Origin of the sequence: Mesorhizobium sp. M1423 (assembly GCF_040317575.1) — a bacterium.
Lineage (GTDB): Bacteria > Pseudomonadota > Alphaproteobacteria > Rhizobiales > Rhizobiaceae > Mesorhizobium.
On record NZ_JAMYKU010000011.1, the window covers coordinates 20,110 to 43,024 of the forward strand.

Here is a 22,915-nt window from a genome sequence, read left to right on the forward strand (position 1 = left end):
TCCGTTAGGGTTAACAGAATATTTCTGCGGGAGGGAAGATGACCACGCAAATGGTCACGCGCATGAACGGAGCCCTGGTGCCGATGCCGACCGACCGCAGGATGAACGCCAGCGCAAATAGGCTGATCACCACGGCGTTGATGATGGTGCTTGCCGCAAGCGTCGCTGGCTGCGGAACCAGCAAATTGACGACTGGCTCGATTTCTCGCCCAAGCGGCAAGCCGCTGGAAACAATGTCGGCGGGCGAACTGCACAACGCCACGATGGCGCTCGGGCAGTCCTACTCGAAAAGCCCCAACGACAAGCGGATCGCGACAAACTATGCCGCGGCGCTGCAGATGGACGGTGACGCCGACCAGTCGCTTGCGGTGATGCGCAAGCTGGCGATTGCCTTGCCGAAGGACCGCGACGTGCTCGCCGCCTATGGCAAGGCGCTTGCCGCCAACGGACAGTTCGAGCCAGCTCTCGATGCCGTGCGCCGCGCGCAGACGCCCGAATATCCTGACTGGAAACTTGTATCGGCGGAAGCTGCCATTCTCGACCAGCTCGGCCAAAAGGACGAGGCGCGTCAAGACTATCGCAAGGCGCTGGACCTCAAGCCGAACGAACCGTCGATCCTTTCCAATCTCGGCATGTCGTACGTGCTGGAAGGCGATTTGCGCACGGCCGAAACCTATATGCGCTCGGCCGCCCAGCAGCCGAATGCCGACAGTCGCGTCCGCCAGAACCTAGCGCTGGTCGTCGGTCTGCAAGGACGTTTCGACGAGGCCGAGAAGATCGCCTCACAAGAGCTGTCGCCGGAACAGGCGCAGGCCAACGTCGCTTACCTTCGCCAGATGCTGGCGCAGCAGAATGCCTGGAGCCAGCTCAAGGAGCAGGACAAGGCAAAGCCTGCCACCAACTGACCGCTTCGAGCGCCGAACCGGCGCGAGAATTCCGCAACATGTCAAACGCAAGGAGCCGCGCGACACCGGCAGCGCGGCTTTGAATCGTAGCAGCGTTTGTGGCGACGCCGCTTGGGCTACTGGCTGCTCGATTTCGGCTGGTCGCCAAAGATGCCGCGCTGACTCACCTGGATGCCGGCGGGACCCAGAATGATGGCGAACAGCACCGGCAGGAAGAACAGGATCATCGGCACGGTAAGCTTCGGCGGCAGCGCGGCCGCCTTCTTCTCGGCGGCATTCATGCGCATGTCGCGGCTCTCAGCGGCAAGCACGCGCAGCGCATGCGCCACGGGCGTACCGTAGCGCTCGGCCTGAACCAACGCCTGGGACACCGACCTGACGGATTCGAGGCCAGTGCGGCTTGCAAGGTTCTCGTACGCCTGCTTGCGCTCCTGCAGATAGGAAAGTTCGGCATTGGTCAGGATGAATTCTTCCGCCAATGCCACCGATTGCGCGCCGATCTCATCGGCGACCTTGCGAAGCGCTGCTTCCACCGACATGCCGGACTCGACGCATATCAGCAACAGGTCGAGCGCGTCCGGCCACGCCATCTGAATCGACTGCTTGCGCTTGGTCGCACGGTTGTTGACGTAGAGCACCGGCGCGTAGAACCCCGCATAGGCAACCACGATGCAGACGAACAGCTTCACGAAAAGCGGCTGCTCGGGCAGTCCTCCAAGCACGAACAGATATATGGCCGCCAATGCAAAGCCGATGAAGGGCAGGACGAGGCGGAAAAAAAGGAAGCGCGTCAGCGGATTTTGGCCGCGAAAACCCGCCACTTTCAATTTCTGCAAGGTACCTTCGTCCGCCAGCGCACGCCTGAGATCCAGGCGATCGACAATATTGCGCATGCCGACCGACTGCTCTTCGCGCAGGCCCTTGCGGCGGCGGTCGGCTTCGACTGCCAGCCGCGCGCGCTGTTTGGCGCGCAGCTCATCGCGCTCCAGCGCCACGGATTTCATGCGCGCCTTGAGCTGGTTCCCGCCAAAGGCGGGCAGCAGCGTGAAGACCGTCGCAAACACCGCGATGCCGACCAGCAGTGCGATCAGCAGGGACGGGTCGGTGAGAGTTCTGATGACGTGATCGGTCATACGCGCGAATCCTAGACTTCGAAGTTCATCATCTTGCGCATTACCAGGATACCCATCGACATCCAGACGCCGGAACAACCGAGGATCAGATGGCCGGTGCTGGTGGTAAAGAGGGGCATGATGTAGTTCGGGCTCGTCAGATAGACGAGAAAGGCGACGACGAAAGGCAGCGCGCCGATGATCACGGCGGATGCCTTGGCTTCCATAGACAACGCCTGGACCTTGGCCTTCATTTTCTTGCGGTCGCGAAGCACGCGCGAAAGATTGCCCAGCGCTTCGGAAAGATTGCCGCCAGCCTGAGACTGGATCTGGATGACGATGCCGAAGAAGCTCGCCTCGGTGCACGGCATCGTTTCGGGCATGCGCATGGCCGCGTCGGGGATCGACAAACCCATTTGCTGCGAATCGACGATGCGGCGGAACTCGGTCTTGACCGGCTCGGGGGATTCATTGGCGATCAGGCGCACGGCGTCGTTCAGCGGCAGGCCAGATTTTACTGCACGCACGATGATGTCGAGCGCGTTCGGAAATTCGTTGAGAAACGCCTTGACGCGGCGTGCGCGGCGAAACGAGACGAACCAGCGCGGCAGACCCAAGACACCGACCAGCAGCGCAGCCGGCAAGACCAGCAGCGGTGCGCCGATGAAATAGACCAAAGCCGTCAAGACGACGCCGCAGACCGCCGAATAGACATAGAAGCGCTCAATCGAGACCTTCATGCCGGCCTGGCGGATTTGGATCTTCAGCGGTGGTTTCTTGACCAGGCTCTGGTTGGACTTTTGCTTTTGGTCGAGATCCTTCAGCGAATCCTGGACGGATTTGCGACGCTTGGCCGCTTCCGCCACGCGATCGCGCGAAGCCTTGACGACGGAACGATCCGTCTCGGCGGTCTTGATCGATTCAAGCCGCTTGCCGACCTGCTTCTCGGTGCTGATCCGATTGAACAGGAAAGCATAGGCCACTGCGCCGGCGCTGAAGCCGGCGAGCACGACGAATGCCAATACGGTGCTGTCAATCCCGAACATCGACCCTGGCCCCCACGCTTCCAGACGGATCAGTCAGCGCGTTTCTCCATCGCCTCGAGTGCAACGGCTAGGCGCTGCTCCTCGCCATAGTAGCGGGCGCGCTCCCAGAAATGCGGACGGCCGATGCCGGTCGACACGTGCTCGCCCAGCAACCTGCCGTTCGCATCCTCGCCCTTGATGTTATAGAGAACGATGTCCTGGGTGATGATGACGTCGCCTTCCATGCCGATCACCTCGGTGATGTGGGTGATGCGCCGCGATCCGTCGCGCAGGCGTGCAGCCTGTATGATCACGTCGACGGAGCCGACGACAATTTCGCGTACGGTTTTTTGCGGCAGCGTGTAGCCGCCCATGGCGATCATTGACTCTATACGGTTGAGGCATTCGCGCGGGCTATTCGAGTGGATCGTTCCCATCGAGCCGTCATGGCCGGTGTTCATCGCCTGCAACAGGTCGAACACTTCGGGTCCACGCACCTCGCCGACGATGATGCGCTCGGGCCGCATGCGCAGACAGTTCTTGACCAGGTCGCGCATGGTCACTTCGCCCTCACCTTCAAGGTTGGGCGGACGTGTTTCGAGACGCACCACATGTGGCTGCTGCAATTGCAGCTCAGCCGAGTCCTCGCACGTAATAACGCGTTCCTCGCGGTCGATATAGTTGGTCAGGCAATTGAGCAGCGTCGTCTTGCCGGAGCCGGTACCGCCCGAAATGACAATGTTGCAACGGACGCGGCCGATGATCTTGAGAATCTCGGCGCCTTGCGGCGAAATCGAGCCGAACTTGACCAGTTGGTCGAGCGTCAGCTTGTCCTTCTTGAACTTGCGGATGGTAAGGGCGGTGCCGTCGATGGCCAGGGGCGGTGCGATGACGTTGACACGGGAGCCATCAGGAAGACGCGCATCGCAGATTGGGCTTGATTCATCGACGCGGCGGCCAACCTGGCTGACGATACGCTGGCAGATGTTGAGGAGCTGCTGGTTGTCGCGGAAACGGATGCCGGTCTGCTCGACCTTGCCGTTGACCTCGATGTAGACGTTCTTGGAGCCATTGACCATGATGTCGGCAATATCGTCGCGGGCAAGCAGTGGCTCCAGCGGCCCGTAGCCCAAGACGTCGTTGCAGATATCCTCGAGAAGCTCTTCCTGCTCGGCGATGGACATCGCGAAGTTCTTGATCGCGATGATGTCGTTGACGATGTCGCGGATTTCCTCGCGCGCGCTTTCGGGATCGAGCTTGGCGAGCTGCGACAGATCGATCGTGTCGATGAGTGCGGAGAAGACCTGGCTTTTGGTGTCGTAATAGCTCTCGCTGCGCTCACGCTGAATCCTTTTCGGCTCCGGCGCCAATGGCGGCGGCTCGACCGCACGGCGAACCGCCGGCCCTGCAGGCGCGCCGGATGGCGGCAGCGCCCCGGGCCTGGCAGCTACCGCCGCTTCCACAGGGTTCGCGGCCGCCGGCGCGGCAGGTGCGGGTGCTGGCTGACGGAATTCCGGGATGGTCCGGTTGCCGTCGTCGCTGCCTCTTTTACCAAACATGATCGCTTACCAATTCCACCGCTGCGGCATCACTTCTTGTTGCGCGAAAGCTTGCCGAGCAGGTTGCCGAGGCCAGCCTTTTTCTTCACCTTGATTTCGCTGCGCCCCGTCAGCACATGGGCAATCTCGTTGATCGTGGCGACGACGGGGCTCTTGGCATCCATCTCACCGAGCATACGTCCGTTGTTGGCGGCATTTCCGAACAAAAGCGGCTCGAACGGGATGACCGACATCGGCGAAAGGCCGAGGGATTCGGAGAAATCGGACGGCGTAATCTCGGGACGTTTCGGCACACCGGCCTGGTTGATCACAAGCTTTGGCGCAGGATCGTTTGGACGAAGCCGCTTCAGCATGTCGACCAGGTTCTTTGTGTTTCGCAGATTGGCCAGTTCGGGCGTCGCCGTGATAACGATCTCGTCGGCCTTGACCAGCGTGTTCTTGGTCCAGCCGGCCCACACATGGGGGACATCGAGCACGAGGAGCGGCGCGCTACGCTGGGCTATGTCGATAAGCTGGGTGAAGGCGTCGGGCTCGAAATCGTAGACCCGCTCCAGGGTCGAAGGTGCCGCAAGCAGCGACAGGTGCTCGGCGCATTGGGCGAGCAGCCGGTCGAGATAGACCTCGTCGACGCGTTCCGGCGAGAAGACCGCCTCGGCAATGCCCTGCGCCGGGTCCTGGTCGAAATTGATGTTGGCCGTTCCGAAGGCGAGGTCGAGATCGGCGACAACCACTTCGGACTTGAAAAGGGACGACATGGCCCAAGCCACATTATGGGCTATTGTCGAGGAGCCGACGCCGCCCTTGGCGCCGATGAAGGCAATCGAGCGGCCGATCGGCTCAGCTTCCGGATCAACGAAGATCGAGGACACCACGCTGACGATGTCGGCCATCGATACCGGGGCGATGACATATTCGGAAATGCCCGAACGGATGAGTTCGCGATACAGGCCGACATCGTTGTAATGGCCGACAACCACCACCTTGGAGGTCGGATCGCAGTGCTCGGAGAGCTGGGCGAGTTGTTCCAGCAACAGCTTCGGCTCGCTGCGCGATTCAAGCAGGATCAGGTTCGGTGTCGGCGCAGACTGGTAGAATTCGATAGCGGTGGGGATGCCCCCCATATGCACCTTCAGATGGGCCTTGGCCATACGGCGATCCTCGCCAGCGCGCTCGACCGGATTGGCTACGCCTTCGGTCTCGCAGAACGCCTGGATCGAAATGCGCGGGATCGGCCGCAACGCCTGCATCGCGGCAATATCCTGCTCCGAGGTTTCGCCGCCTGCTACCTCTGTGTCATAGGCAAGATTGCTCATTGTCATCTCTTTCAGTGACTTGCGCGGCTTAGGTCTGTTGAGCCTCAACACTCGTTAATATTCGACTTCCGAATTGCCGAGGAGTTCGTCCGAAATTCCTCTGTCGCGATAGACGTCGATCACCGCGCTCCGATTTGCCGCGTCGATGGGAGTCTGTTTGCGCGGCCCGATCAGATCGGCCGGATTGGCCATCTGGGCGGCAAGGTTGTTTTGGTACGAACAGCCGAAATCGGCATAATGCTTGTTTTCCGAAGTCTCCAGAAGGTCTTCCGGCCAGCGCCCGCATTTGTCCGTCTGAGCCTTCACCGAGACGTAGGCGACACGGACCGGGGCGGACGCTTCGGCCGAAACGGATTGATAGGACCGCACGGCGATCCGCTTCCGGCTGATGCCGCTGGCTATGGCAAGCCTGGCGAAATCGCGGCCGGCCGCGGCCGCTGCGATTTCGTTAGCCGAGCCGCTCGGGACCTCAATCGTCAGCACCGGAGCCGCGCTCCTGTCGTATCCGTCCAGAAAGCCCAGGAGCGTGTCGCGCTGGAATCTGGTCATGCCACGGTCGCCGGCGCCGACCGGAAGGTCGATCTTCTGGATCTTCTCGGCGATGACGATCGGATGGGTGGTGCGATAGTCGTCCGGTATGGCACCGACCGTGACGCTGTCGCGATTGGCGCAGCCGGCCAGTGATGCCGCCATCACGACCGCCATGATGGGAACGGCGGGCCGCCAGATTCGCAAATGGACCGACCGCATCGCGGTGATCGCCTTTGTCTTCGATGCTGACTGAGACATGTCCGCTTCCCCGCTTACTTGTAGATGAAGCCGACAACGCCGTGATAACGGCCGTTGGGCTTGTCGGTCTGCATGGTGCCGTAGACGCGGTTGACACGTCCAAGGAACATGGCGGCCCCGTCGCTGGCGGCGTTGAAATTGTCGTCAGGCTTGGCAAGGTCGTTGCGCGCCACCGGCTTCACCAGATAGGGCGTGATGATGATGACGAGCTCGGTCTCGTTGCGAACGAAATCCCTGCTGCGGAAGAGCGCGCCGAGCACTGGAATCTTTGTCAGGCCAGGCAAGCCGTTGACGGCTTGCCTGACATCGTCGCGGACGAGCCCGGCAATCATCATCGAGCCGCCCGAAGGCAGTTCCACCGTCGTGTCGGCCAAGCGTTTGCGAAGCGACAAGGCGTTCATGCCAAGGCTTTTTACGCCTTCGGAATAAGATACTGACCCTTCCGTTGTCGGCTCGGAGACCGACGTCCTGACTTTCAGGCTGATGCGGCCGGGAGACAGCACCACCGGCTGAAATTCCAGGCCAATACCATATTCGATCTTCTCGACTGAATAGGTTTTCAGACCTGTCTGGTTATCGTTGGAGACGGCTTCGGAAACGCCGGTCACCATGTTATATTCACCGCCGACCTTGAAGGTCGCCTTCTCGCCGGATACGGCCGTCAATGTTGGCTCGGCGAGAGTCTTCATGACGCCGGACTGTTCCATGGCGTTGATATAGGCCTGCAGCGTCGAGCTGCTGATAGAGAGGCCCGAGTTCGACAGCGACTTGCCTAAACCGGTGAAATTGTCGCTTAACGCGCTCCAGCTGATGCCGTTGCTGCTGCCGCTGCCGATCATGTTGACGCCGAGCTGCTTCATCACCGAGCGGCTGACTTCGGCAACCGTCACCTTGAGCGTCACCTGGTCGTCGCCGATAATCTGCAGCAGGTTGACGATCTTGCTGACGCGGCGCTCGGTGTCCGGATTGTTGATGTCGACGCCGGCATCGGCGGAGCCGCCGGCAGCGGTCTGCGAATATTGACCCGTGGTCGCTTCGCCGCCTGAGACGAAGATCTCCGCCAGGTCTTGCGCACGCTTGGCGTCCAGCGGAGTGTCAACGGTTCCGGTCAGAACGACATTGTCGTTCAGCAACTCGACCTTGATCTCCGATGACGGGATGAAGCGCTTGATATAGTCCTCCAGCCCGGCAACATCGCGTTCGACCGCCAGATCAAGGCTGACGATCTGTTCGCCATTCGGGCCAAAGACGAAGATGTTGGTCTCGCCGACCGCCTTTCCGAATAGATAGATGCGCCTGGCGGTGCGGGTCACCGCATCGGCTACCGCGGGGTTGGCAACGAGAATATCGTAGGCATCGCTCGGCAGGTCGATGACCACCGATTTGTTGAGCCCGAGCTTCACTCGCTGGGTGGCCGTCGAGGCTGTGACCCTGGCATTGTTCGCCGCATGGGCATCGAGAGTGCCATACGCATTCGTTCCAAGGAGAAACAGGCCGATCGCCGCAGCCAAGGTGACCGGCAGTTTGGTTTTTAGCTTCATTTCCTCGCCCCCACTTCGGAAACTTCGCCCGACTTGATCAACCGCACCGTTCCGCGCCGACCATTGCCGGAAACCAGGTAGTCGGCCTCCCCCACATTCTTGTCCTGGCTGTCCTTGATTGAGCGCAGTGCCAATGTCAGGCGATCCGCCATCTGCTGAGCGACGGTGATGATCTCGGACTGCTGCGGCGTCAGTTCCAGGGTGGCGGTCTGGCCGACCCTGGTCTTCTTGCCTTCCTCATCCTCCTGAATGGTCTGGTCGATCGCCAGGACGCGAATGTTCTTGAGGATAGTCTCGGTCGTGAAGCCCGGACTACCGCCATTGGCGGTATCGGCTCTGCGGGTCATGATGACGTCGACGAAATCGTTGGGAAGAATAAAGCCACCGGCCGAAGTGTCGGCCGAGATGCTTGTGGCGACAGCCCGCATGCCGGAGGGCAGGATCGACGACATGAAGCTTTGCCCCTCACCGATCAACTTCGAGCGCCGCAACGGCTCGCCGGCATACAGCGCCACGCGCGCGACGCCGCCCTTCAGCTTATCCAGCGCTTCAGGCTCGGCGGCGCGGGTGATGAAATTTGCGTTGATGCCGGCGGACGGCCATGACTCCCAGGAAATGTTGTTCTCTAGCGGACTGCCCATCGGAACATCGCCGGAAAGGACAAGCACGTCCTGCAGCGCGATCGCCGGCGCTTGGGGGCCGGAATCGACAACCGGAGGCGGCGGAGGCGCGACCATGTTCTTCGCGACATAGCCTGCACCTCCGGCCGCGGCTATCGCCACGCCTAGAATAATCAATCGGGATGCTGGCATCTGTCCGAACCTCGCCCTTGGCAAACCACCTGGCCAAGCCGGACTTTGCAGCGGCAATCGTCAAAACAAGGTTAATGTTATACTTACGATCGTGATTAATTTAACGTTTACATAAATTAGAGCGACCAAGCGCGGCCCGAAGGAAAGACGTCGCCAACTCGCCAGGCCCGGCGCAAACGGAGTAACGCAAATCAGCCCGCCAGCCTGGCGAGAGCCCAGGCCATTAACGGCGAGTCCGGATAGGTAAGCAGACCGCCAATGCCAAGCGCAATGCCGTACGGAACACCGGTCGCGTCATCGGCGAAATGGCGCAGGAACGGATTGTGGCTTGTGACGGCGGCAAGCAGCGATTTTCGATAGGCGAGAATGGCAAGCGTCAGCAAGCCGCCTATGAATGTCGAGGCGACGAGATATTCGATGAGATGGACATTCAGTCCCATCCACACGGCAGTGGCGGCCAGCAGCTTCGCGTCGCCGCCGCCCATGCCGCCAAGCGCGAACAGGCCGAACGTCACCGCGAGAACCAGGCCGGCGGCGGCGAAATGCCAGCCATAGGTGGCCCAATCCATGCCGGTCAAAGGCGCTACCAAGGCGAAGACAACCACAAGCAGCACAGGCACGCGATTGGCGATCGTCATCGACAGCATGTCGGAGATCGCGGCAAAAAGCATGCAGAACGGAAAGACGACGAAGATCACGGCTTCAAGCATGGACGCGCGCCTGTGGTCAAATTGTACCTAGCCTAACCTAGGCACATTCTATTAACGATTGATGAGACTTCAAAGTGTTTTGTTACTATAATGCAACAAGGGCCGCAACGGAGCGGCCCCTGTTCTTGAAAAGTGACTGGCCGCGTAGCTTAATTGACGCCGTTGACCTTGCTGGCGATCTTGTCGAACTTGGCGTTCAGCGCGTTGCCGAGCGAGCCGGCGCCAACCATGATGGCGAGCGCGATGAGGGCGGCGATCAGACCGTATTCGATAGCGGTCGCGCCGGATTCGTCCTTCACAAAACGTGCGATGAGGTTAGACATTCGAGCTCCTACTCCAATTGTTACAGCACTTCCGTCAACTTCTCTTAATGGCTGATCGGATGCTGTGAATGTAAGCGGAAGCTGTTTCGATCGGCTTAATAAACAGGCTTACCGATTCCTTTCCCGCTTCGATGACATTGTGTAGTTAACCCAGGACTAAAATACCGGCCACTGGGTCCACGGGCTAACAAAGGGCGCAAAAGGCGCAATTCGGCAAAGAGGTTTGAGCCGTGCCTGCTAGCCCAATGCCGGTTCCGGCTTAATCCTGAACTCCAGCCGCTTAACGGTTGGTTCACCAATCTCGTTCATGTTCTGTTGAACAGTTTGTTGCCGGGGAGCGCCTCAATGGCCGGGCCGAGATCGTCATTTCCAATTGCCGTGGTTCTTGCCGCAGCGGCTTTCGCCGTTCCAGCCAAGGCAGGCGCCGGCATCGAGGTCACGATGAACCAGGCAAAGATCGTCAAATTGTCGCGCACCGCCGATACGATTGTCGTCGGCAATCCGGCGATCGCTGACGCCTCCGTGCAGGACGCATCGACGATCGTACTGACCGGCAAGGGATTTGGCGTCACCAATCTTGTCGTCCTCGATCAGGAGGGCAACCCGCTCGTCGATGAGCAAATAACGGTCGTGCGCCAGGCAGCGTCGTCGGTGCGCATCTATCGGCGTGCCGAAGTACAGACCATGTCCTGCGCGCCATATTGCGAAAGCTCGTACAAGAGCGATGCCGAGAAGGCCTCTGAGGCCGAGATGAGCGCCGGGCATTAGCTAGCCGACTTCTCCACCTTTGCGGGAACGCTTCGGTTATTGCCTGGTTAAGGCCTTTCCGCCGAATTTAACGGTCATTCCAACCGGACTTCAATCGGTTCCGACTAATGGTGGGATCCGATGCAGAACTGGAATCGGCAGGTAGAGGACATGAGTAAGGCAGGACGAGCAGGTTTTCCCGGACGGTTTTTGGGCGACCGACGCGGAAGCACGGCGATCGAATTCGCCATGCTTGCAATTCCATTCGCGCTTCTTGTCTTCGCCATCCTGGAGAGCTGTATTTCATTTGCCGCACAAGAAGTGATGGCAAACGCCACAGACGACATCGCGCGCCAACTGCGTACCGGCCAGTTAAGACCGGCCGATGTGTCCGGGACCAAGCTGCGGGATATGATCTGCACCAAATTGGACATCATGGTCGCCAAGACCTGTCCCGGATTGCTGGTGGATTTGCGCGAATATCCGACCTTCGCCGATGCGGCGCTGGCCGGTTTCAAGATCCAGGATGGCGATGTCGTGTTGACCAAGGGCACGAACACACAGACCTTCACCGTCGCACCGGGCCTGGCGGAGTCGAGAAACATGCTGCGGGTTTTTTACAAATGGCCGGTGATGACCGACTTCATGGCCAAGTCGATGGCCAATCTGAAGGATGGCAAAACACTGCATTTTGCTTCGATCACTTGGCAGAACGAGCCGTTCGACAACTGAACCACGTAGTCGCTTGAAAAGGGCAAAGCCATGATTCGTGCGGGGGCACAGCTGGGCATCGCAGAGATTTGTACAAGAGCAGTCCGGCTTTGCTCGGACCGCCGCGGTATTGCGGCTGTCGAGTTTGCCCTCATCGTGCCTGTCCTGTTGATCATGTACTTTATGACCATGGAGGCCTCGCAAGCCATCGAGACCAGCAAGAAGGTCAGCCGCATCGGCAGCATGGTAGCGGACCTTGTCACCCAGCAGCAGACCATCAAGGCGGCCGATCTCGATGCCATCATCGCGATCGGCAGTTCCACGCTTCAGCCCTATAATCGTTCGAAACCGAAGATCATCATCACGGCGATACAGGTCACGGACGAGACGACGCCGAAAGTCTTGGTCGTGTGGTCGCGCAAAGTAGTCGATGGTGTCTCTAGCGTCGACGCCATCAAGGATTCCGCCACAACGGTCCCGAGCGCGCTCAAGATCAAAGGCACTTTCCTCATTCGGGTCGAAAGCGATCTCGCCTACAAGCCAATCATCACCTGGTCGGCGGATGGCCAAAGCCGGTTCGGGTTGAGCTCGGCCTTCAATTCGATATCGATGGCGGAAACTTATTATCTACGGCCGCGCAGGAGCCCGACCATTCCGTGCAGCGATTGCTGACGCCTGAAGCCCGCTAACCGGGCTGTTGCTACTGCTTGTGACCGCGGGCCGAGATCAGGTGCACGATGGCCGCAGCCAGCACATAATCCCTCGGACCGGCAACAGCGAACCCGCCGGAGTGTCTCGGCTCCAGAAGATCGTAAATGTCCGGCGCGGCTGATCTGAGATTGGTGAGAAATACGGTGAGCCGGCGCTTGGCTTCGGGGTCCAGATCGCTGCGGACGGTGTGCGGGCCATATCTCAGCAGGCCTGACGTCCATACGACCTGAAGCGACGATTTCGAGAGCCCTGCGGCCTCGAGCCTCGCCACCGTGCCGCCAGGAGGATTTGGCCGTCCCTCTGCCACAGCCGGGATCCAGCCGAATATGGCATCGGCCTCGCCCTCGACCAGCATTGCTTCAGCTGCGGCAGCCGAATTGGCGTGGGTCAAAAACGGCGCATCTTCCGCCACGTTGACCCCGTCTGCAGCCAGCCCGGCAAGCGGCAACAAAGCACCACCGACGCTGTCGAAAGGCGCCATGACGACCCGATGGACTGCCATGGCCATCAGATCGGGAACCCTCCCGTCGCGCGTCAGCAGTACGGAGCGGATGCCGATGGCGCCGCCGGAATCGAGCGGCGCCGCGAGAGGTTCGACACATCCGCACCGTTCGGAGGCGGCGGCGTAGGCGGTTGCCGATAGATTGCATATTCGATCCGCGCATTGGCCTGCGCCTCGATCAACGACGTATAGTCGCGGCAACGACAAACTCCACCTTCATGCCGAGCGCTTTGGTATAGGCGTCGGTCAGCAGCGCCAGACCTGGAACGGTGTTGCCGGCGCCAGGCTCGGCGACGATACCGATACGGAACGTTCCGATATCATCGCGCCAATCGGCACGCGCCAGGTTCGCGCAAGATGCATCCAGCAGCAAGGCCAGTACGGCAGCGAATGCTTTCAGGGCAGGCCTCATGCGAGCTCCATGCCGCGCATTTCGATCGGCAGATCGACCATGCCGCGATTCGTTTCTCCCGGACCAGCACGCCAAGCCGTGCCGTTCGGGTTTCCGAATTGCCAACGGCAGCGCGGAACCCTATGTCTGAGTCAACACCCAGGCAATGATGAACCTTTGATGGCACGCGCCTCCCTTTTTGTCCTTGACTCCTTCGGCATCGGCGGCGCGGCCGACGCCGAACGCTATGGCGACACCGGCTCCAACACGTTCGCACACATCGCGCAGGCCTGCGCGGAAGGCCGCGCCGATCGCGAAGGCCTGCGTGGCGGACCGCTTCTTGTACCAAACATGCTATCGCTCGGCCTCGGCCATGCCGCGGCAACGGCGACGGGTTTCAGGTTCGAGAATGGCGGCAGCGTCGAGTTTGCCGCCGCCTTTCACGGCGCGGCACAGGAGGTTTCGAGCGGCAAGGACACGCCATCGGGCCATTGGGAAATAGCCGGCCTGCCGGTCCGTTTCGACTGGGGTTACTTCCCCGACACGATTCCCGCCTTTCCAGCCGAGTTGACCGAAGCAATGGTGCGTGAAGGGAAGGTGCCCGGCATTCTCGGCAATTGTCATGCCCCCGGCACCGAGATCATCGAACGGTTCGGCGAAGACCATATCCGCACCGGCAAGCCGATTTGCTACACCTCGGTCGACTCCGTCCTGCAGATCGCCGCGCATGAGGTTCATTTCGGCCTGGAACGGCTTTACGACTTCTGCAAGATAGTGCGCGGGCTGGTCGATCCGCTGAATATCGGGCGCGTCATCGCACGACCGTTTATCGGTGAAACCGCCGCCACGTTCGCGCGAACGCATAATCGTCGCGACTATGCCGTACCGCCGCCGGAACCGACGCTGCTCGACCGGCTGACGGCGCGCGGCAGCCGGGTTATCGCAATCGGCAAGATCGGCGACATCTTCGCCCATCGGGGGATCTCGGAAGTCCGCAAGGCTGCCGGCAACATGGCGATGTTCGACAAAGCGCTTGGCGCCATGGAAGATGCCCGCGACGGCGACTTCGTCTTCGCGAACTTTGTCGACTTTGATACCGAGTTCGGACATCGGCGCGACGTCGCGGGGTATGCCGCCGCACTCGAAGCTTTCGACCGGCGCCTGCCGGAGGCATTCGCGCGGCTGAGGCCAGGCGATCTGCTCATTTTGACCGCCGATCACGGCAACGATCCGACGTGGCGCGGCACCGACCACACACGCGAGCGTATTCCGGTTATCGGCACACGGCCGGGTTTCAAAGGCGCGGACATTGGACTGAGGACGACATTTGCCGACATCGGCGAAACCGTGGCCGAACATCTCGGGCTGGCGCCCGGCCCATACGGCACCTCCTTCCATGCCACGATAAGCGGCCATGCCTGAGCTGCCGGAGGTCGAGACAGTCAGGCGCGGTCTGCAGCCGGTCCTTGAAGGTGCCCGCATCGTCGGTGTCGAGGCACGCCGGCCCGATTTGCGGTTTCCATTCCCCGAGAGATTTTCGGAGCGGCTGACCGGCAAGACGATTGCAGCGCTCGGCCGCCGCGCCAAATATCTGACGATACACCTGGACAACGGCCCGGTGCTGATCTGCCACCTCGGCATGTCGGGTTCGTTTCGCGTCGAAACGGCCGACGAGAGTGCAACACCCGGCGCGTTCCACTATGAACGTTCGAAAAACACCGCTCACGATCACGTCGTCTTCGACATCACATCACCTGCCGGCGTCCGCTCTCGCGTGATCTTCAACGACCCGCGCCGCTTCGGGTTCATGCTGTTTTCGGAAGACGAGCCAGACATGCATCCGATGCTGGCGGGATTAGGTGTCGAGCCTATAGGCAATGCACTGGACGGCGCTCTGCTCGCTTCGCTGCTGAAAGGTCGCAAGTCACCGCTGAAGGCGGCACTTCTCGACCAACGGCTGATCGCCGGGCTAGGCAATATCTACGTCTCGGAAGCGCTTTGGCGGGCCGGCCTGTCACCGCTGCGCAAAGCGGGCACGCTCGCGAGAGCCGGCAAGAAAGCCAGAGAACAGAGCGAACGCCTGGCCGAAGCAATCCGCTCGGTCGTCGCCGACGCGATCGCCGCCGGCGGCTCGTCGTTGCGCGATTATATGCAGACCGATGGATCGCTGGGCTACTTCCAGCATTCCTTCGCGGTTTATGATCGCGAGGGCGAGGCCTGCTCCAAGCCTGGTTGTGGCGGGCACATCGAGCGTATCGTGCAAAGCGGTCGCTCAACCTTCCACTGCCGGACCTGTCAGGCTTGAAACACAAGCGAGGAGGAGCAAGCATGGGCTATGAAACCATCATCGTCGAGACCCGCGGCAAGGTCGGGCTGATTACGCTGAACCGGCCGCAAGCGCTCAATGCGCTGAATTCACAAGTGCTGGCGGAACTGGTTGCGTCGGTGAACAGCATGGGCGCAAATGCCGACATCGGCGCTATGGTCATCACTGGTTCGGAAAAGGCTTTCGCCGCAGGTGCCGATATCAAGGAAATGCAGTCGATCTCCTATGTGGATGCCTATCTGCAGGATTTCTTCGTCGGCTGGGAAGAATTTACGCGGGCACGAAAGCCGATCATCGCGGCGGTGGCGGGCTACGCTCTGGGCGGCGGCTGCGAACTGGCGATGATGTGCGATTTCATCATCGCCGCCGATACCGCCAAGTTTGGCCAACCCGAGATCACGCTGGGTGTCATGCCCGGCATGGGCGGATCGCAGCGCCTGACCCGCTTCGTCGGCAAGTCGAAGGCGATGGATATGTGCCTGACGGGGCGAATGATGGACGCAGCCGAGGCCGAGCGTTCCGGCCTGGTCTCGCGCGTCGTGCCAGCCGGCGAGTTGATCGAGGAAGCGCTTAAGGCAGCGGCCAAGATCGCCGGTTTTTCCCTGCCATCGGTGATGATGGCGAAGGAGGCCGTCAACCGCGCCTATGAGACGACGCTCACCGAGGGCCTGCGGTTCGAGCGCCGGCTGTTTCATTCGCTGTTTGCGCTGGACGACCAGAAGGAAGGCATGGCGGCCTTCACCGGCAAGCGGAAGCCGAATTTCACGAACCGATGAGATGACGAAGGCACCGGCCAAAAAGAACGCGCCGCAGCGTTGACGCGCCGGAAAAGCTGAACTATAAGCCGCACCTACCGAGGCGGCCCTGTGGCTGCCCGTTTGTTTTTTGCGCCCCGCGGTATCCCGCAAGCGCCCACCAGATCAGAAGAGAGGCACCATGGCCAATACCTCCTCGGCCAAAAAGGCAACGCGCAAGATCGCCCGTCGCGCAGCGATCAACAAGAACCGTCGCTCCCGCGTCCGGACCTACATCCGCCAGGTCGAAGAGGCGCTCGCGGCCGGCGACAAGGCGGCCGCACAGGCTGCCTTCAAGGTGGCCGAGCCGGAATTGATGCGGGCCGCGACCAAGGGTGTCGTGCACAAGAACACGGCATCGCGCAAGGTGTCGCGGCTGGCCCAACGGGTCAAGGTGCTGTCGGCCTAATATACCTTTTCCTGAACTGCGCTTCTTCAAACCCGGCCGATCGCGCCGGGTTTTTTCGTTTGCCGGCAAGTACTTAAAAGAAAGCCCGCAAAACGGCGCTCCGCGTGCATTTCAAAGTTCGAAATGCTTTGCCGGCATATACATGCCCGCTGATATTCGCAGCCTTCGAAACCGCCAATGCGAAAATTTCCGAGCGTCACAGATTACCGTTTCTTTTCAGCAGTTTACAGATGGTGATCCACAGCTTGTTCACATCGGCCGCGGTCGATAGGCGACAATTGGCTGTCAAGTGAATTATTTCAGAAAATTTCGCGTTGTGTGGCCTTTTTCATATTCGCCGGAAAAGGGTTTGAATCACAATGGCTTTGTCAAAATCAACTGTTGCGGCATGGCGTCCGAACCGTCCCTTGCTAGTCAGATTCCTTAAAAATCCGTTAGGGGTGGCCTTGCCCTATCCACAGCGATTTCGGTAATGTCTGTCCATCGAAGGGACGGGCCCTTGGCCCTTGACCAGCCTGAAACCGGCCAGCTCAAATTGGCAGAGTTTACAACGCGGATTCAACTCCGCGGACGGGGTTGGTTTGTCTTTTTGATACGGTAGGGGACTGGCGTAATTGTACATGGCAGGTCGACGGTGCGCCGGCGTTTTTCGCCGGACGGCATTTTATTGCCCTGACATGACCAAGGCGGATCGGCACTTCGGCGCCGGACCGATAACGAGGCGATTCATCAGCCGGCGGTGGCGATGGTGTCGCAGCGAAGACACGGTCGCCGGAAACATGGATGCAGGAGGCGCATCCCCGGCGGAAAACAGGTACAAGAGACAAGGAACTCGATCATGCAGAGCGGCGGCATCGAAAGGGAGCTTACGGGCGACCTCCCATTTCCTGGAACGTTAATCGGAAGGAACGACATGGCGGCTTCCAATGAAGCTGAACAGAAGTTCGATCGGGTCAAGGCCCAGCTGAAGGCGCGTCTGGGAACCGAGGTCTATTCGAGCTGGTTCGGGCGCATGAAGGTCGCTGAATCCTCCAAGGGCATTGTCCGCATCTCGGTGCCAACCGCATTCCTGCGTTCATGGATCAACGGCCACTATCTCGATCTCATCGCCGAGTTGTGGAAGCACGAGGATCCGGAGATCCTCAAGATCGAGATCGTCGTTCGCACCGCCACACGCCAGGGCCGCAACAGCGTCGAGCCGGAAGTGGCCCCGGCACGCAAGATGACCAGGCAGACGCAAACCGCTCTCTCTGCGGGCACGGCGAGCCCCAGCAGGGTCGAGCGGGTCCCGGCACCCCGCCCAGGAATGCCGGCAGAGACAGAGTTCCGGCACAATGTGCTCGGTTCGCCGCTCGATCCACGCTACACTTTCACCTCCTTCATCGAGGGACCATCGAACCGAGTGGCTTTTGCCGCTGCCAAGGCGGTCGCGGAATCACAGTCGAGCGCGGTGCGCTTCAATCCGCTCTTTCTTCACGCGACGGTTGGGCTGGGCAAGACGCATCTGTTGCAGGCGATCGCCGCAGAATCGCTGAAGCAGAACCCGAAATCGCGGGTCGTCTATCTGACGGCTGAATATTTCATGTGGCGGTTCGCCACCGCGATTCGCGACAACAACGCACTGACGCTGAAAGAACAGCTTCGCGACATCGACCTTCTCATCATCGACGACATGCAGTTCCTGCAGGGCAAGTCGATCCAGCATGAATTCTGCCATTTGATCAACATGCTGCTCGACAGCGCCAAGCAAGTGGTGGTCGCTGCCGACCGGCCGCCGTCGGAATTGGAGTCGCTGGAGCCGCGCGTCCGCTCGCGCCTCAACGGCGGCGTCGCGCTGGAAATGTCGGCCCCGGATTTCGCCATGCGCATCGGTATGCTCAAGCTCAGGCTTGCCACCGCCAAGCTCGACGATGTGTCGCTCGATATTTCCGAAGAGATCCTCAATCACGTTGCCCGCACGGTGACCGGCAGCGGGCGCGAGCTCGAAGGTGCCTTCAACCAGCTTTTGTTTCGCCAATCCTTCGAACCGCAGATCACCATCGACCGCATCGACGAGATCCTCGGCCACATCTATCGTTCCGGCGAGCCGAAGCGGGTGCGTATCGAGGACATTCAGCGCATCGTCGCACGCCATTACAACGTGTCGAAGACTGAACTTCTGTCCAACCGGCGCACACGCACCATCGTCAAGCCACGGCAGGTCGCCATGTACCTGTCGAAGGTGATGACGCCGCGCTCGCTGCCGGAGATCGGGCGGCGTTTCGGCGGCCGTGACCATACGACGGTGCTGCATGCCGTGCGCAAGATCGAGGATCTTTCAGGCGTCGACAACACACTGGCGCAGGAACTCGAATTGCTGAGAAGGCTGATCAACGACCAGGCCTGACGGCGCGAAAAACGCCGGCTCGCGGACTTCGGCCTTTTTATCCCCAGAAAGCCCGTGCAGCCGGCCCGAACCGGTGGCGCGGGCTTGCGTTTGCCGGGTTTTTCCTGTCAGTTTACGCAGATTCTGAGCCTGTTCAGACCTTTCGCGGGGCGCCGCTTGCCGGAGACCCGTTCATTCATTCAAGCGAGCCTGTTTCGTCATGCGTGTTATCCTGGAACGGTCAAATCTCCTGAAGTCGCTTAACCATGTTCACCGCGTGGTCGAGCGGCGCAACACCATTCCGATCCTGTCGAACGTGCTGCTCAGCGCCGAGGGGGCCAGCCTTGAAATGAAGGCGACCGACCTCGACCTGGAGGTGACCGAAGCAACGCCGGCAAAGGTCGAGCGTGGCGGGGCGACGACGGTTCCGGCGCATCTGCTCTACGACATCGTGCGCAAGCTTGCCGACGGCGCGGAGGTGGCGCTGAAGACCGACGAAGACGGCAACGCCATGACGGTGACGTCGGGGCGCTCGAGCTTCCGCCTGCAGTGCCTGCCGCAGTCCGACTTTCCCGAGCTTTCAGCCGGGTCGTTCTCGCATATTTTCCGGCTCGATTCCCTCGGGCTAAAGGGCCTCATCGAGAAGACCCAGTTCGCCATCTCGACCGAGGAGACGCGCTATTATCTGAACGGCATCTATCTGCACACGCACGAGGCTGGCGGCAAGCTGAAGCTGCGCTCGGTCGCGACCGACGGCCATCGGCTGGCGCGCGCCGAGATCGACGCACCAGCGGGCTCCGAGGGCATGCCTGGCGTCATCATCCCGCGAAAGACGGTCAGCGAGTTGCAGAAGCTGGTCGACGACCCCGACATTGCGGTGACCACCGAGCTGTCGGACACCAAGATCCGTTTCACCATCGGCAGCGTCATCTTGACCTCCAAGCTGATCGACGGCACTTTCCCGGACTACCAGCGCGTCATTCCGACCGGCAACGACAAGAAGCTGATCATCGATCGTCAGAGTTTCGCCGCTGCCGTCGATCGCGTTTCGACCATTTCGTCCGAACGCGGCCGGGCTGTAAAGCTTTCGATCGCCGAAGGCCAGGTCACGCTTGCAGTCAACAATCCGGATTCAGGCAGCGCCACCGAAGAACTGGCAGCCGACTATTCGTCCGATCCGATCGAAATCGGCTTCAACGCCAAATACCTGCTCGACGTTGCCGCGCAACTGACCGGCACGGAGGCGAAGTTCATGCTGGCGGATGCCGGATCCCCGACACTGATCCACGACATGGCCGACGAGACCGCGCTCTACGTGTTGATGCCGATGCGGGTGTAGGGCCCGAACGAGGCCATCTGCTGTCGTGACCAGATTTGCAAACCCGCGGCAGACTTACATAAGTAAGCTTACACTTACGAATTTCCGCAATTATGCGGCGTTGGCAATCGACGTTGATCCCGGCGCTGTGGTTTTCTCCGGCGACAATGGCGCCGGCAAGACCAATCTGCTTGAAGCGATCTCGCTGCTCACGCCAGGCCGCGGCCTGCGCCGCGCACCCTATGCCGAGGTGGCGCGCGAAGGCGGCGACGGTGGCTTTGCGCTGCATGCCCGGCTTGACGGGCCGGACGGCCAGGTCGAGATCGGTACCGGGATTGCAGGCAGCGACAGCGAAGGCGGCAGGCGGGTGCGGATCAACGGCGCGGCAGCGCGCTCAGCCGAAGACATGCTGGAATGGCTGCGTGTGGTCTGGCTGACACCGGCCATGGACGGCCTGTTCCCCGGGCCGGCGGCCGATCGTCGGCGCTTCCTCGACCGACTGGTGCTGGCGATCGATCCTGGCCACGGCCAGCGCGCGCTTGACTACGAAAAGGCAATGCGCGGCCGCAACAGGCTGCTCGCCGACGGTTCGCGCGACGGTGCCTGGTTCGATGCGATCGAGATGCAAATGGCCGAGACCGGCGTGGCAATTGCCGCGGCGCGTGCCGAACTGGTGCGTCTGCTCGCCGCCATGATCGACCGTCTGCCCGGCGACGGACCGTTTCCGCAAGCCGACATCGGCATCTCGGGGGAACTGGAAGGCGAAGTCGGCATTTCGCCGGCCGTCGACGTCGAGGAACGGTTCCGTCGTGCGCTTGCCCAAGGGCGCGACCGTGACCGCACCGCCGGACGCACGCTCGACGGCCCGCACCGTTCCGATCTCGTGGTGCGCCACCGGCCCAAGGCAATGCCGGCCGAACTCTGCTCGACCGGTGAACAGAAGGCGCTGCTGGTCGGCATTGTCTTGTCGCATGCGCGGCTAACCGGCGAGATGTCGGGCATGACGCCGATCCTGCTGCTCGACGAGATCGCCGCCCACCTCGACGGCGGCCGGCGCGCGGCCTTGTTCTCGATCCTGGAGGAACTGAACTGCCAGGCTTTCATGACCGGGACCGATGCCGCGTTGTTTGACAGCCTCAAGGGACGCGCGCAGTTCCTGACCGTCGATCACGGCAAGGTCAGGCCGACCATCTGAACTTCGTTCATGACGCATTTCTGAGCCGCATGCATTGACGCCTGACAAGTTTTTTCCTCCGTTATATGGTCCGGCGATGATCACAGCCGCCCTCACCGACGAAGAGCTCGAACGCTACGCCCGCCACATCGTGCTGCCCGAAATCGGCGGCGCCGGCCAGCAGCGGCTAAAGCGGGCGCGGGTGCTGGTCATCGGCGCCGGCGGGTTGGGAGCGCCGGTGCTCGAATATCTCGCCGCCGCAGGGATTGGCACACTCGGTATCGTCGACGACGACATCGTTTCGCTTTCCAACCTGCAACGACAAGTGATCCACGCCACGGGCGATGTCGGCATGGCGAAAACCGACAGCGCCAAGGCGGTGATCATCCGCATCAATCCAAACGTCGTCGTGGAAGAGCACAATTTCAGGCTGACCGCGGACAACGCCCCTGCCCTCATCGCCGATTATGACATCGTCGTTGACGGCTCCGACAATTTCGAGACGCGCTACGCCGTGGCCGACGCCTGCGCCGCCGAAAGCCGGCCGCTCGTCCATGCCGCCGTTGGCCGCTTCGACGGCTCGGTGACGGTGCTGAAGCCGTTCGAAACCGGTCCGGACGGCACGTTGAACCCAAGCTACCGCGATCTTTTTCCCGAAGCGCCGCCGCCGGGACTGGTGCCGTCCTGCGCGGTGGCCGGCATTGTCGGTGCGCTGACGGGGGTCATCGGCACGCTGCAAGCCATGGAAGCGATCAAGCTGATCACCGGGATTGGCGAGCCGCTGGTCGGGCGACTGCTGCTCTACGATGCACTGGCGGCACGCTTCGACACGATCCGCTACAAGCGGACTCACCGGTGAGCCTGCCTGCCGACGTTTCCATTGTGCAGCTTGCGGCCGATTTCGACCGTTGGGACGAGGTCTTGGCACTGGTCATGCGCGCCTTCGCCTTCATGGAAGGCGTTATTGATCCGCCGTCCTCGGCGCATCGGCTCACTGTCGAAAATCTTAGGGCTAGAGCGCTGGAGGAGACAGGATTCCTGGCGCTGAAGGAAAACGAGATCGTCGGTTGCGTCTTCGTCGTGAAGCGCGCAGACGACCTCTATATTGGAAAGCTCGCGGTTGTGCCGACTCTTCAGGGCCAAGGCATCGGAAAGCGGCTGATGCAGGCTGTCGAAGATCTTGCCCGTAGCCACAACCGGGCCGCCATCGAGCTCCAGACCCGGGTCGAACTGACCGGAAACCACACTGCCTTCGCCCGCCTCGGCTTTCGCGAAACCGAACGGACAGCGCACAAGGGCTACGACCGGCCGACCTCAATCACCATGCGCAAGGCGCTTTCGTAAGCCAACACTATCCAAAGACGAACGCGTGGTTGCC

General features: G+C 60.9%; 22 protein-coding genes and 1 pseudogene. 13 read left to right on the forward strand and 10 right to left on the reverse strand.

The window, feature by feature from the left end; genetic code table 11:
• Nucleotides 1-83: 83 nt before the first annotated feature.
• Nucleotides 84-905 (forward strand): tetratricopeptide repeat protein, encoded by an 822-nt coding sequence (locus NKG95_RS15625; RefSeq protein WP_023719528.1) that lies wholly within the window; start codon nt 84-86, stop codon nt 903-905.
• Between the two features lie 116 nt (nt 906-1,021).
• Here the strand turns inward: NKG95_RS15625 and NKG95_RS15630 are convergent, their stop codons facing one another.
• From NKG95_RS15630 to NKG95_RS15670, 9 genes are all read right to left on the reverse strand, one after another.
• On the reverse strand, nt 1,022-2,038 hold the full coding sequence (locus NKG95_RS15630) for a type II secretion system F family protein (RefSeq protein ID WP_352483228.1): 1,017 nt from the start codon (nt 2,036-2,038) through the stop codon (nt 1,022-1,024).
• Nucleotides 2,039-2,049: 11 nt separating this feature from the next.
• On the reverse strand, nt 2,050-3,063 hold the full coding sequence (locus NKG95_RS15635) for a type II secretion system F family protein (RefSeq protein WP_023719530.1): 1,014 nt from the start codon (nt 3,061-3,063) through the stop codon (nt 2,050-2,052).
• Nucleotides 3,064-3,092: 29 nt separating this feature from the next.
• A complete protein-coding gene (locus tag NKG95_RS15640; RefSeq protein ID WP_023719531.1) occupies nt 3,093-4,601 on the reverse strand; it encodes a TadA family conjugal transfer-associated ATPase in 1,509 nt (502 codons plus the stop codon).
• Between the two features lie 29 nt (nt 4,602-4,630).
• Entirely contained in the window at nt 4,631-5,914 is a 1,284-nt protein-coding gene (locus NKG95_RS15645) for a CpaE/TadZ family protein (protein WP_023719532.1), read from the reverse strand.
• Between the two features lie 54 nt (nt 5,915-5,968).
• Nucleotides 5,969-6,703, reverse strand: coding sequence for a CpaD family pilus assembly protein (locus tag NKG95_RS15650; RefSeq protein ID WP_023719533.1), 735 nt, complete (start codon nt 6,701-6,703; stop codon nt 5,969-5,971).
• A 14-nt stretch (nt 6,704-6,717) separates the two neighbouring features.
• Complete coding sequence (locus tag NKG95_RS15655; RefSeq protein WP_023719534.1) at nt 6,718-8,244, reverse strand: type II and III secretion system protein family protein; 1,527 nt, start codon at nt 8,242-8,244, stop codon at nt 6,718-6,720.
• Nucleotides 8,241-9,056 carry a Flp pilus assembly protein CpaB gene (cpaB, locus tag NKG95_RS15660; protein WP_023719535.1) on the reverse strand — a complete coding sequence of 272 codons (816 nt, stop codon included), beginning with the start codon at nt 9,054-9,056 and terminating at the stop codon, nt 8,241-8,243. The genes NKG95_RS15655 and cpaB overlap by 4 nt, the downstream gene beginning before the upstream one ends.
• A 191-nt stretch (nt 9,057-9,247) precedes the next feature.
• Nucleotides 9,248-9,766: an A24 family peptidase gene (locus tag NKG95_RS15665; protein ID WP_353041392.1), complete on the reverse strand. Its 519-nt coding sequence runs from the start codon at nt 9,764-9,766 to the stop codon at nt 9,248-9,250.
• Between the two features lie 149 nt (nt 9,767-9,915).
• Nucleotides 9,916-10,089, reverse strand: coding sequence for a Flp family type IVb pilin (locus NKG95_RS15670; RefSeq protein WP_023719537.1), 174 nt, complete (start codon nt 10,087-10,089; stop codon nt 9,916-9,918).
• A gap of 345 nt (nt 10,090-10,434) precedes the next feature.
• On the opposite strand from NKG95_RS15670, the gene NKG95_RS15675 reads away from it, so the two are divergent.
• The 3 genes from NKG95_RS15675 to NKG95_RS15685 all read left to right on the forward strand — a co-directional run bounded on the left by NKG95_RS15675 (nt 10,435) and on the right by NKG95_RS15685 (nt 12,219).
• Nucleotides 10,435-10,857, forward strand: coding sequence for a pilus assembly protein N-terminal domain-containing protein (locus NKG95_RS15675; RefSeq protein WP_353041393.1), 423 nt, complete (start codon nt 10,435-10,437; stop codon nt 10,855-10,857).
• Nucleotides 10,858-11,007: 150 nt separating this feature from the next.
• Nucleotides 11,008-11,568: a TadE/TadG family type IV pilus assembly protein gene (locus NKG95_RS15680; RefSeq protein WP_353041507.1), complete on the forward strand. Its 561-nt coding sequence runs from the start codon at nt 11,008-11,010 to the stop codon at nt 11,566-11,568.
• 30 nt (nt 11,569-11,598) lie between these two features.
• Entirely contained in the window at nt 11,599-12,219 is a 621-nt protein-coding gene (locus NKG95_RS15685; protein ID WP_023719540.1) for a TadE/TadG family type IV pilus assembly protein, read from the forward strand.
• Nucleotides 12,220-12,247: 28 nt separating this feature from the next.
• On the opposite strand, the pseudogene NKG95_RS15690 reads toward NKG95_RS15685, so the two are convergent.
• A pseudogene (locus NKG95_RS15690) lies at nt 12,248-13,172 on the reverse strand (PhnD/SsuA/transferrin family substrate-binding protein).
• Nucleotides 13,173-13,331: 159 nt separating this feature from the next.
• Between NKG95_RS15690 and NKG95_RS15700 the strand changes: the two are divergent.
• The 9 genes from NKG95_RS15700 to NKG95_RS15740 all read left to right on the forward strand — a co-directional run bounded on the left by NKG95_RS15700 (nt 13,332) and on the right by NKG95_RS15740 (nt 22,881).
• A complete protein-coding gene (locus NKG95_RS15700; protein ID WP_353041399.1) occupies nt 13,332-14,573 on the forward strand; it encodes a phosphopentomutase in 1,242 nt (413 codons plus the stop codon).
• Nucleotides 14,566-15,456: a bifunctional DNA-formamidopyrimidine glycosylase/DNA-(apurinic or apyrimidinic site) lyase gene (gene mutM / locus NKG95_RS15705; RefSeq protein ID WP_353041400.1), complete on the forward strand. Its 891-nt coding sequence runs from the start codon at nt 14,566-14,568 to the stop codon at nt 15,454-15,456. The genes NKG95_RS15700 and mutM overlap by 8 nt, the downstream gene beginning before the upstream one ends.
• A gap of 23 nt (nt 15,457-15,479) precedes the next feature.
• A complete protein-coding gene (locus NKG95_RS15710; RefSeq protein WP_023719544.1) occupies nt 15,480-16,253 on the forward strand; it encodes an enoyl-CoA hydratase in 774 nt (257 codons plus the stop codon).
• A gap of 160 nt (nt 16,254-16,413) precedes the next feature.
• A complete protein-coding gene (rpsT, locus tag NKG95_RS15715) occupies nt 16,414-16,680 on the forward strand; it encodes a 30S ribosomal protein S20 (protein ID WP_023676922.1) in 267 nt (88 codons plus the stop codon).
• Nucleotides 16,681-17,518: 838 nt separating this feature from the next.
• Nucleotides 17,519-19,066 carry a chromosomal replication initiator protein DnaA gene (gene dnaA / locus NKG95_RS15720; protein WP_031194174.1) on the forward strand — a complete coding sequence of 516 codons (1,548 nt, stop codon included), beginning with the start codon at nt 17,519-17,521 and terminating at the stop codon, nt 19,064-19,066.
• Between the two features lie 199 nt (nt 19,067-19,265).
• Nucleotides 19,266-20,384: a DNA polymerase III subunit beta gene (gene dnaN / locus NKG95_RS15725; RefSeq protein WP_023719546.1), complete on the forward strand. Its 1,119-nt coding sequence runs from the start codon at nt 19,266-19,268 to the stop codon at nt 20,382-20,384.
• Nucleotides 20,385-20,409: 25 nt separating this feature from the next.
• Nucleotides 20,410-21,558, forward strand: a complete 1,149-nt coding sequence (gene recF / locus NKG95_RS15730; protein ID WP_353041402.1) for a DNA replication/repair protein RecF — start codon at nt 20,410-20,412, stop codon at nt 21,556-21,558.
• 76 nt (nt 21,559-21,634) lie between these two features.
• The gene (locus NKG95_RS15735; protein ID WP_353041404.1) at nt 21,635-22,396 is read left to right on the forward strand and encodes a molybdopterin-synthase adenylyltransferase MoeB; all 762 of its coding nucleotides are present in this window, start codon (nt 21,635-21,637) and stop codon (nt 22,394-22,396) included.
• Complete coding sequence (locus NKG95_RS15740) at nt 22,393-22,881, forward strand: GNAT family N-acetyltransferase (protein WP_353041406.1); 489 nt, start codon at nt 22,393-22,395, stop codon at nt 22,879-22,881. Before NKG95_RS15735 ends, NKG95_RS15740 begins: the two co-directional genes overlap by 4 nt.
• Nucleotides 22,882-22,915 lie beyond the last annotated feature (34 nt).

Excerpts from the sequence above, each read along its gene's own strand:
- NKG95_RS15625 (WP_023719528.1), top strand. The coding sequence starts at position 84 with ATGCCGACCGACCGCAGGATGAACGCCAGCGCAAATAGGCTGATCACC.
- NKG95_RS15630 (WP_352483228.1), bottom strand. The coding sequence starts at position 2,038 with ATGACCGATCACGTCATCAGAACTCTCACCGACCCGTCCCTGCTGATC.
- NKG95_RS15635 (WP_023719530.1), bottom strand. The coding sequence starts at position 3,063 with ATGTTCGGGATTGACAGCACCGTATTGGCATTCGTCGTGCTCGCCGGC.
- NKG95_RS15640 (WP_023719531.1), bottom strand. The coding sequence starts at position 4,601 with ATGTTTGGTAAAAGAGGCAGCGACGACGGCAACCGGACCATCCCGGAA.
- NKG95_RS15645 (WP_023719532.1), bottom strand. The coding sequence starts at position 5,914 with ATGAGCAATCTTGCCTATGACACAGAGGTAGCAGGCGGCGAAACCTCG.
- NKG95_RS15650 (WP_023719533.1), bottom strand. The coding sequence starts at position 6,703 with ATGTCTCAGTCAGCATCGAAGACAAAGGCGATCACCGCGATGCGGTCG.
- NKG95_RS15655 (WP_023719534.1), bottom strand. The coding sequence starts at position 8,244 with ATGAAGCTAAAAACCAAACTGCCGGTCACCTTGGCTGCGGCGATCGGC.
- cpaB (WP_023719535.1), bottom strand. The coding sequence starts at position 9,056 with ATGCCAGCATCCCGATTGATTATTCTAGGCGTGGCGATAGCCGCGGCC.
- NKG95_RS15665 (WP_353041392.1), bottom strand. The coding sequence starts at position 9,766 with ATGCTTGAAGCCGTGATCTTCGTCGTCTTTCCGTTCTGCATGCTTTTT.
- NKG95_RS15670 (WP_023719537.1), bottom strand. The coding sequence starts at position 10,089 with ATGTCTAACCTCATCGCACGTTTTGTGAAGGACGAATCCGGCGCGACC.
- NKG95_RS15675 (WP_353041393.1), top strand. The coding sequence starts at position 10,435 with ATGGCCGGGCCGAGATCGTCATTTCCAATTGCCGTGGTTCTTGCCGCA.
- NKG95_RS15680 (WP_353041507.1), top strand. The coding sequence starts at position 11,008 with ATGAGTAAGGCAGGACGAGCAGGTTTTCCCGGACGGTTTTTGGGCGAC.
- NKG95_RS15685 (WP_023719540.1), top strand. The coding sequence starts at position 11,599 with ATGATTCGTGCGGGGGCACAGCTGGGCATCGCAGAGATTTGTACAAGA.
- NKG95_RS15700 (WP_353041399.1), top strand. The coding sequence starts at position 13,332 with ATGGCACGCGCCTCCCTTTTTGTCCTTGACTCCTTCGGCATCGGCGGC.
- mutM (WP_353041400.1), top strand. The coding sequence starts at position 14,566 with ATGCCTGAGCTGCCGGAGGTCGAGACAGTCAGGCGCGGTCTGCAGCCG.
- NKG95_RS15710 (WP_023719544.1), top strand. The coding sequence starts at position 15,480 with ATGGGCTATGAAACCATCATCGTCGAGACCCGCGGCAAGGTCGGGCTG.
- rpsT (WP_023676922.1), top strand. The coding sequence starts at position 16,414 with ATGGCCAATACCTCCTCGGCCAAAAAGGCAACGCGCAAGATCGCCCGT.
- dnaA (WP_031194174.1), top strand. The coding sequence starts at position 17,519 with ATGCAGAGCGGCGGCATCGAAAGGGAGCTTACGGGCGACCTCCCATTT.
- dnaN (WP_023719546.1), top strand. The coding sequence starts at position 19,266 with ATGCGTGTTATCCTGGAACGGTCAAATCTCCTGAAGTCGCTTAACCAT.
- NKG95_RS15735 (WP_353041404.1), top strand. The coding sequence starts at position 21,635 with ATGATCACAGCCGCCCTCACCGACGAAGAGCTCGAACGCTACGCCCGC.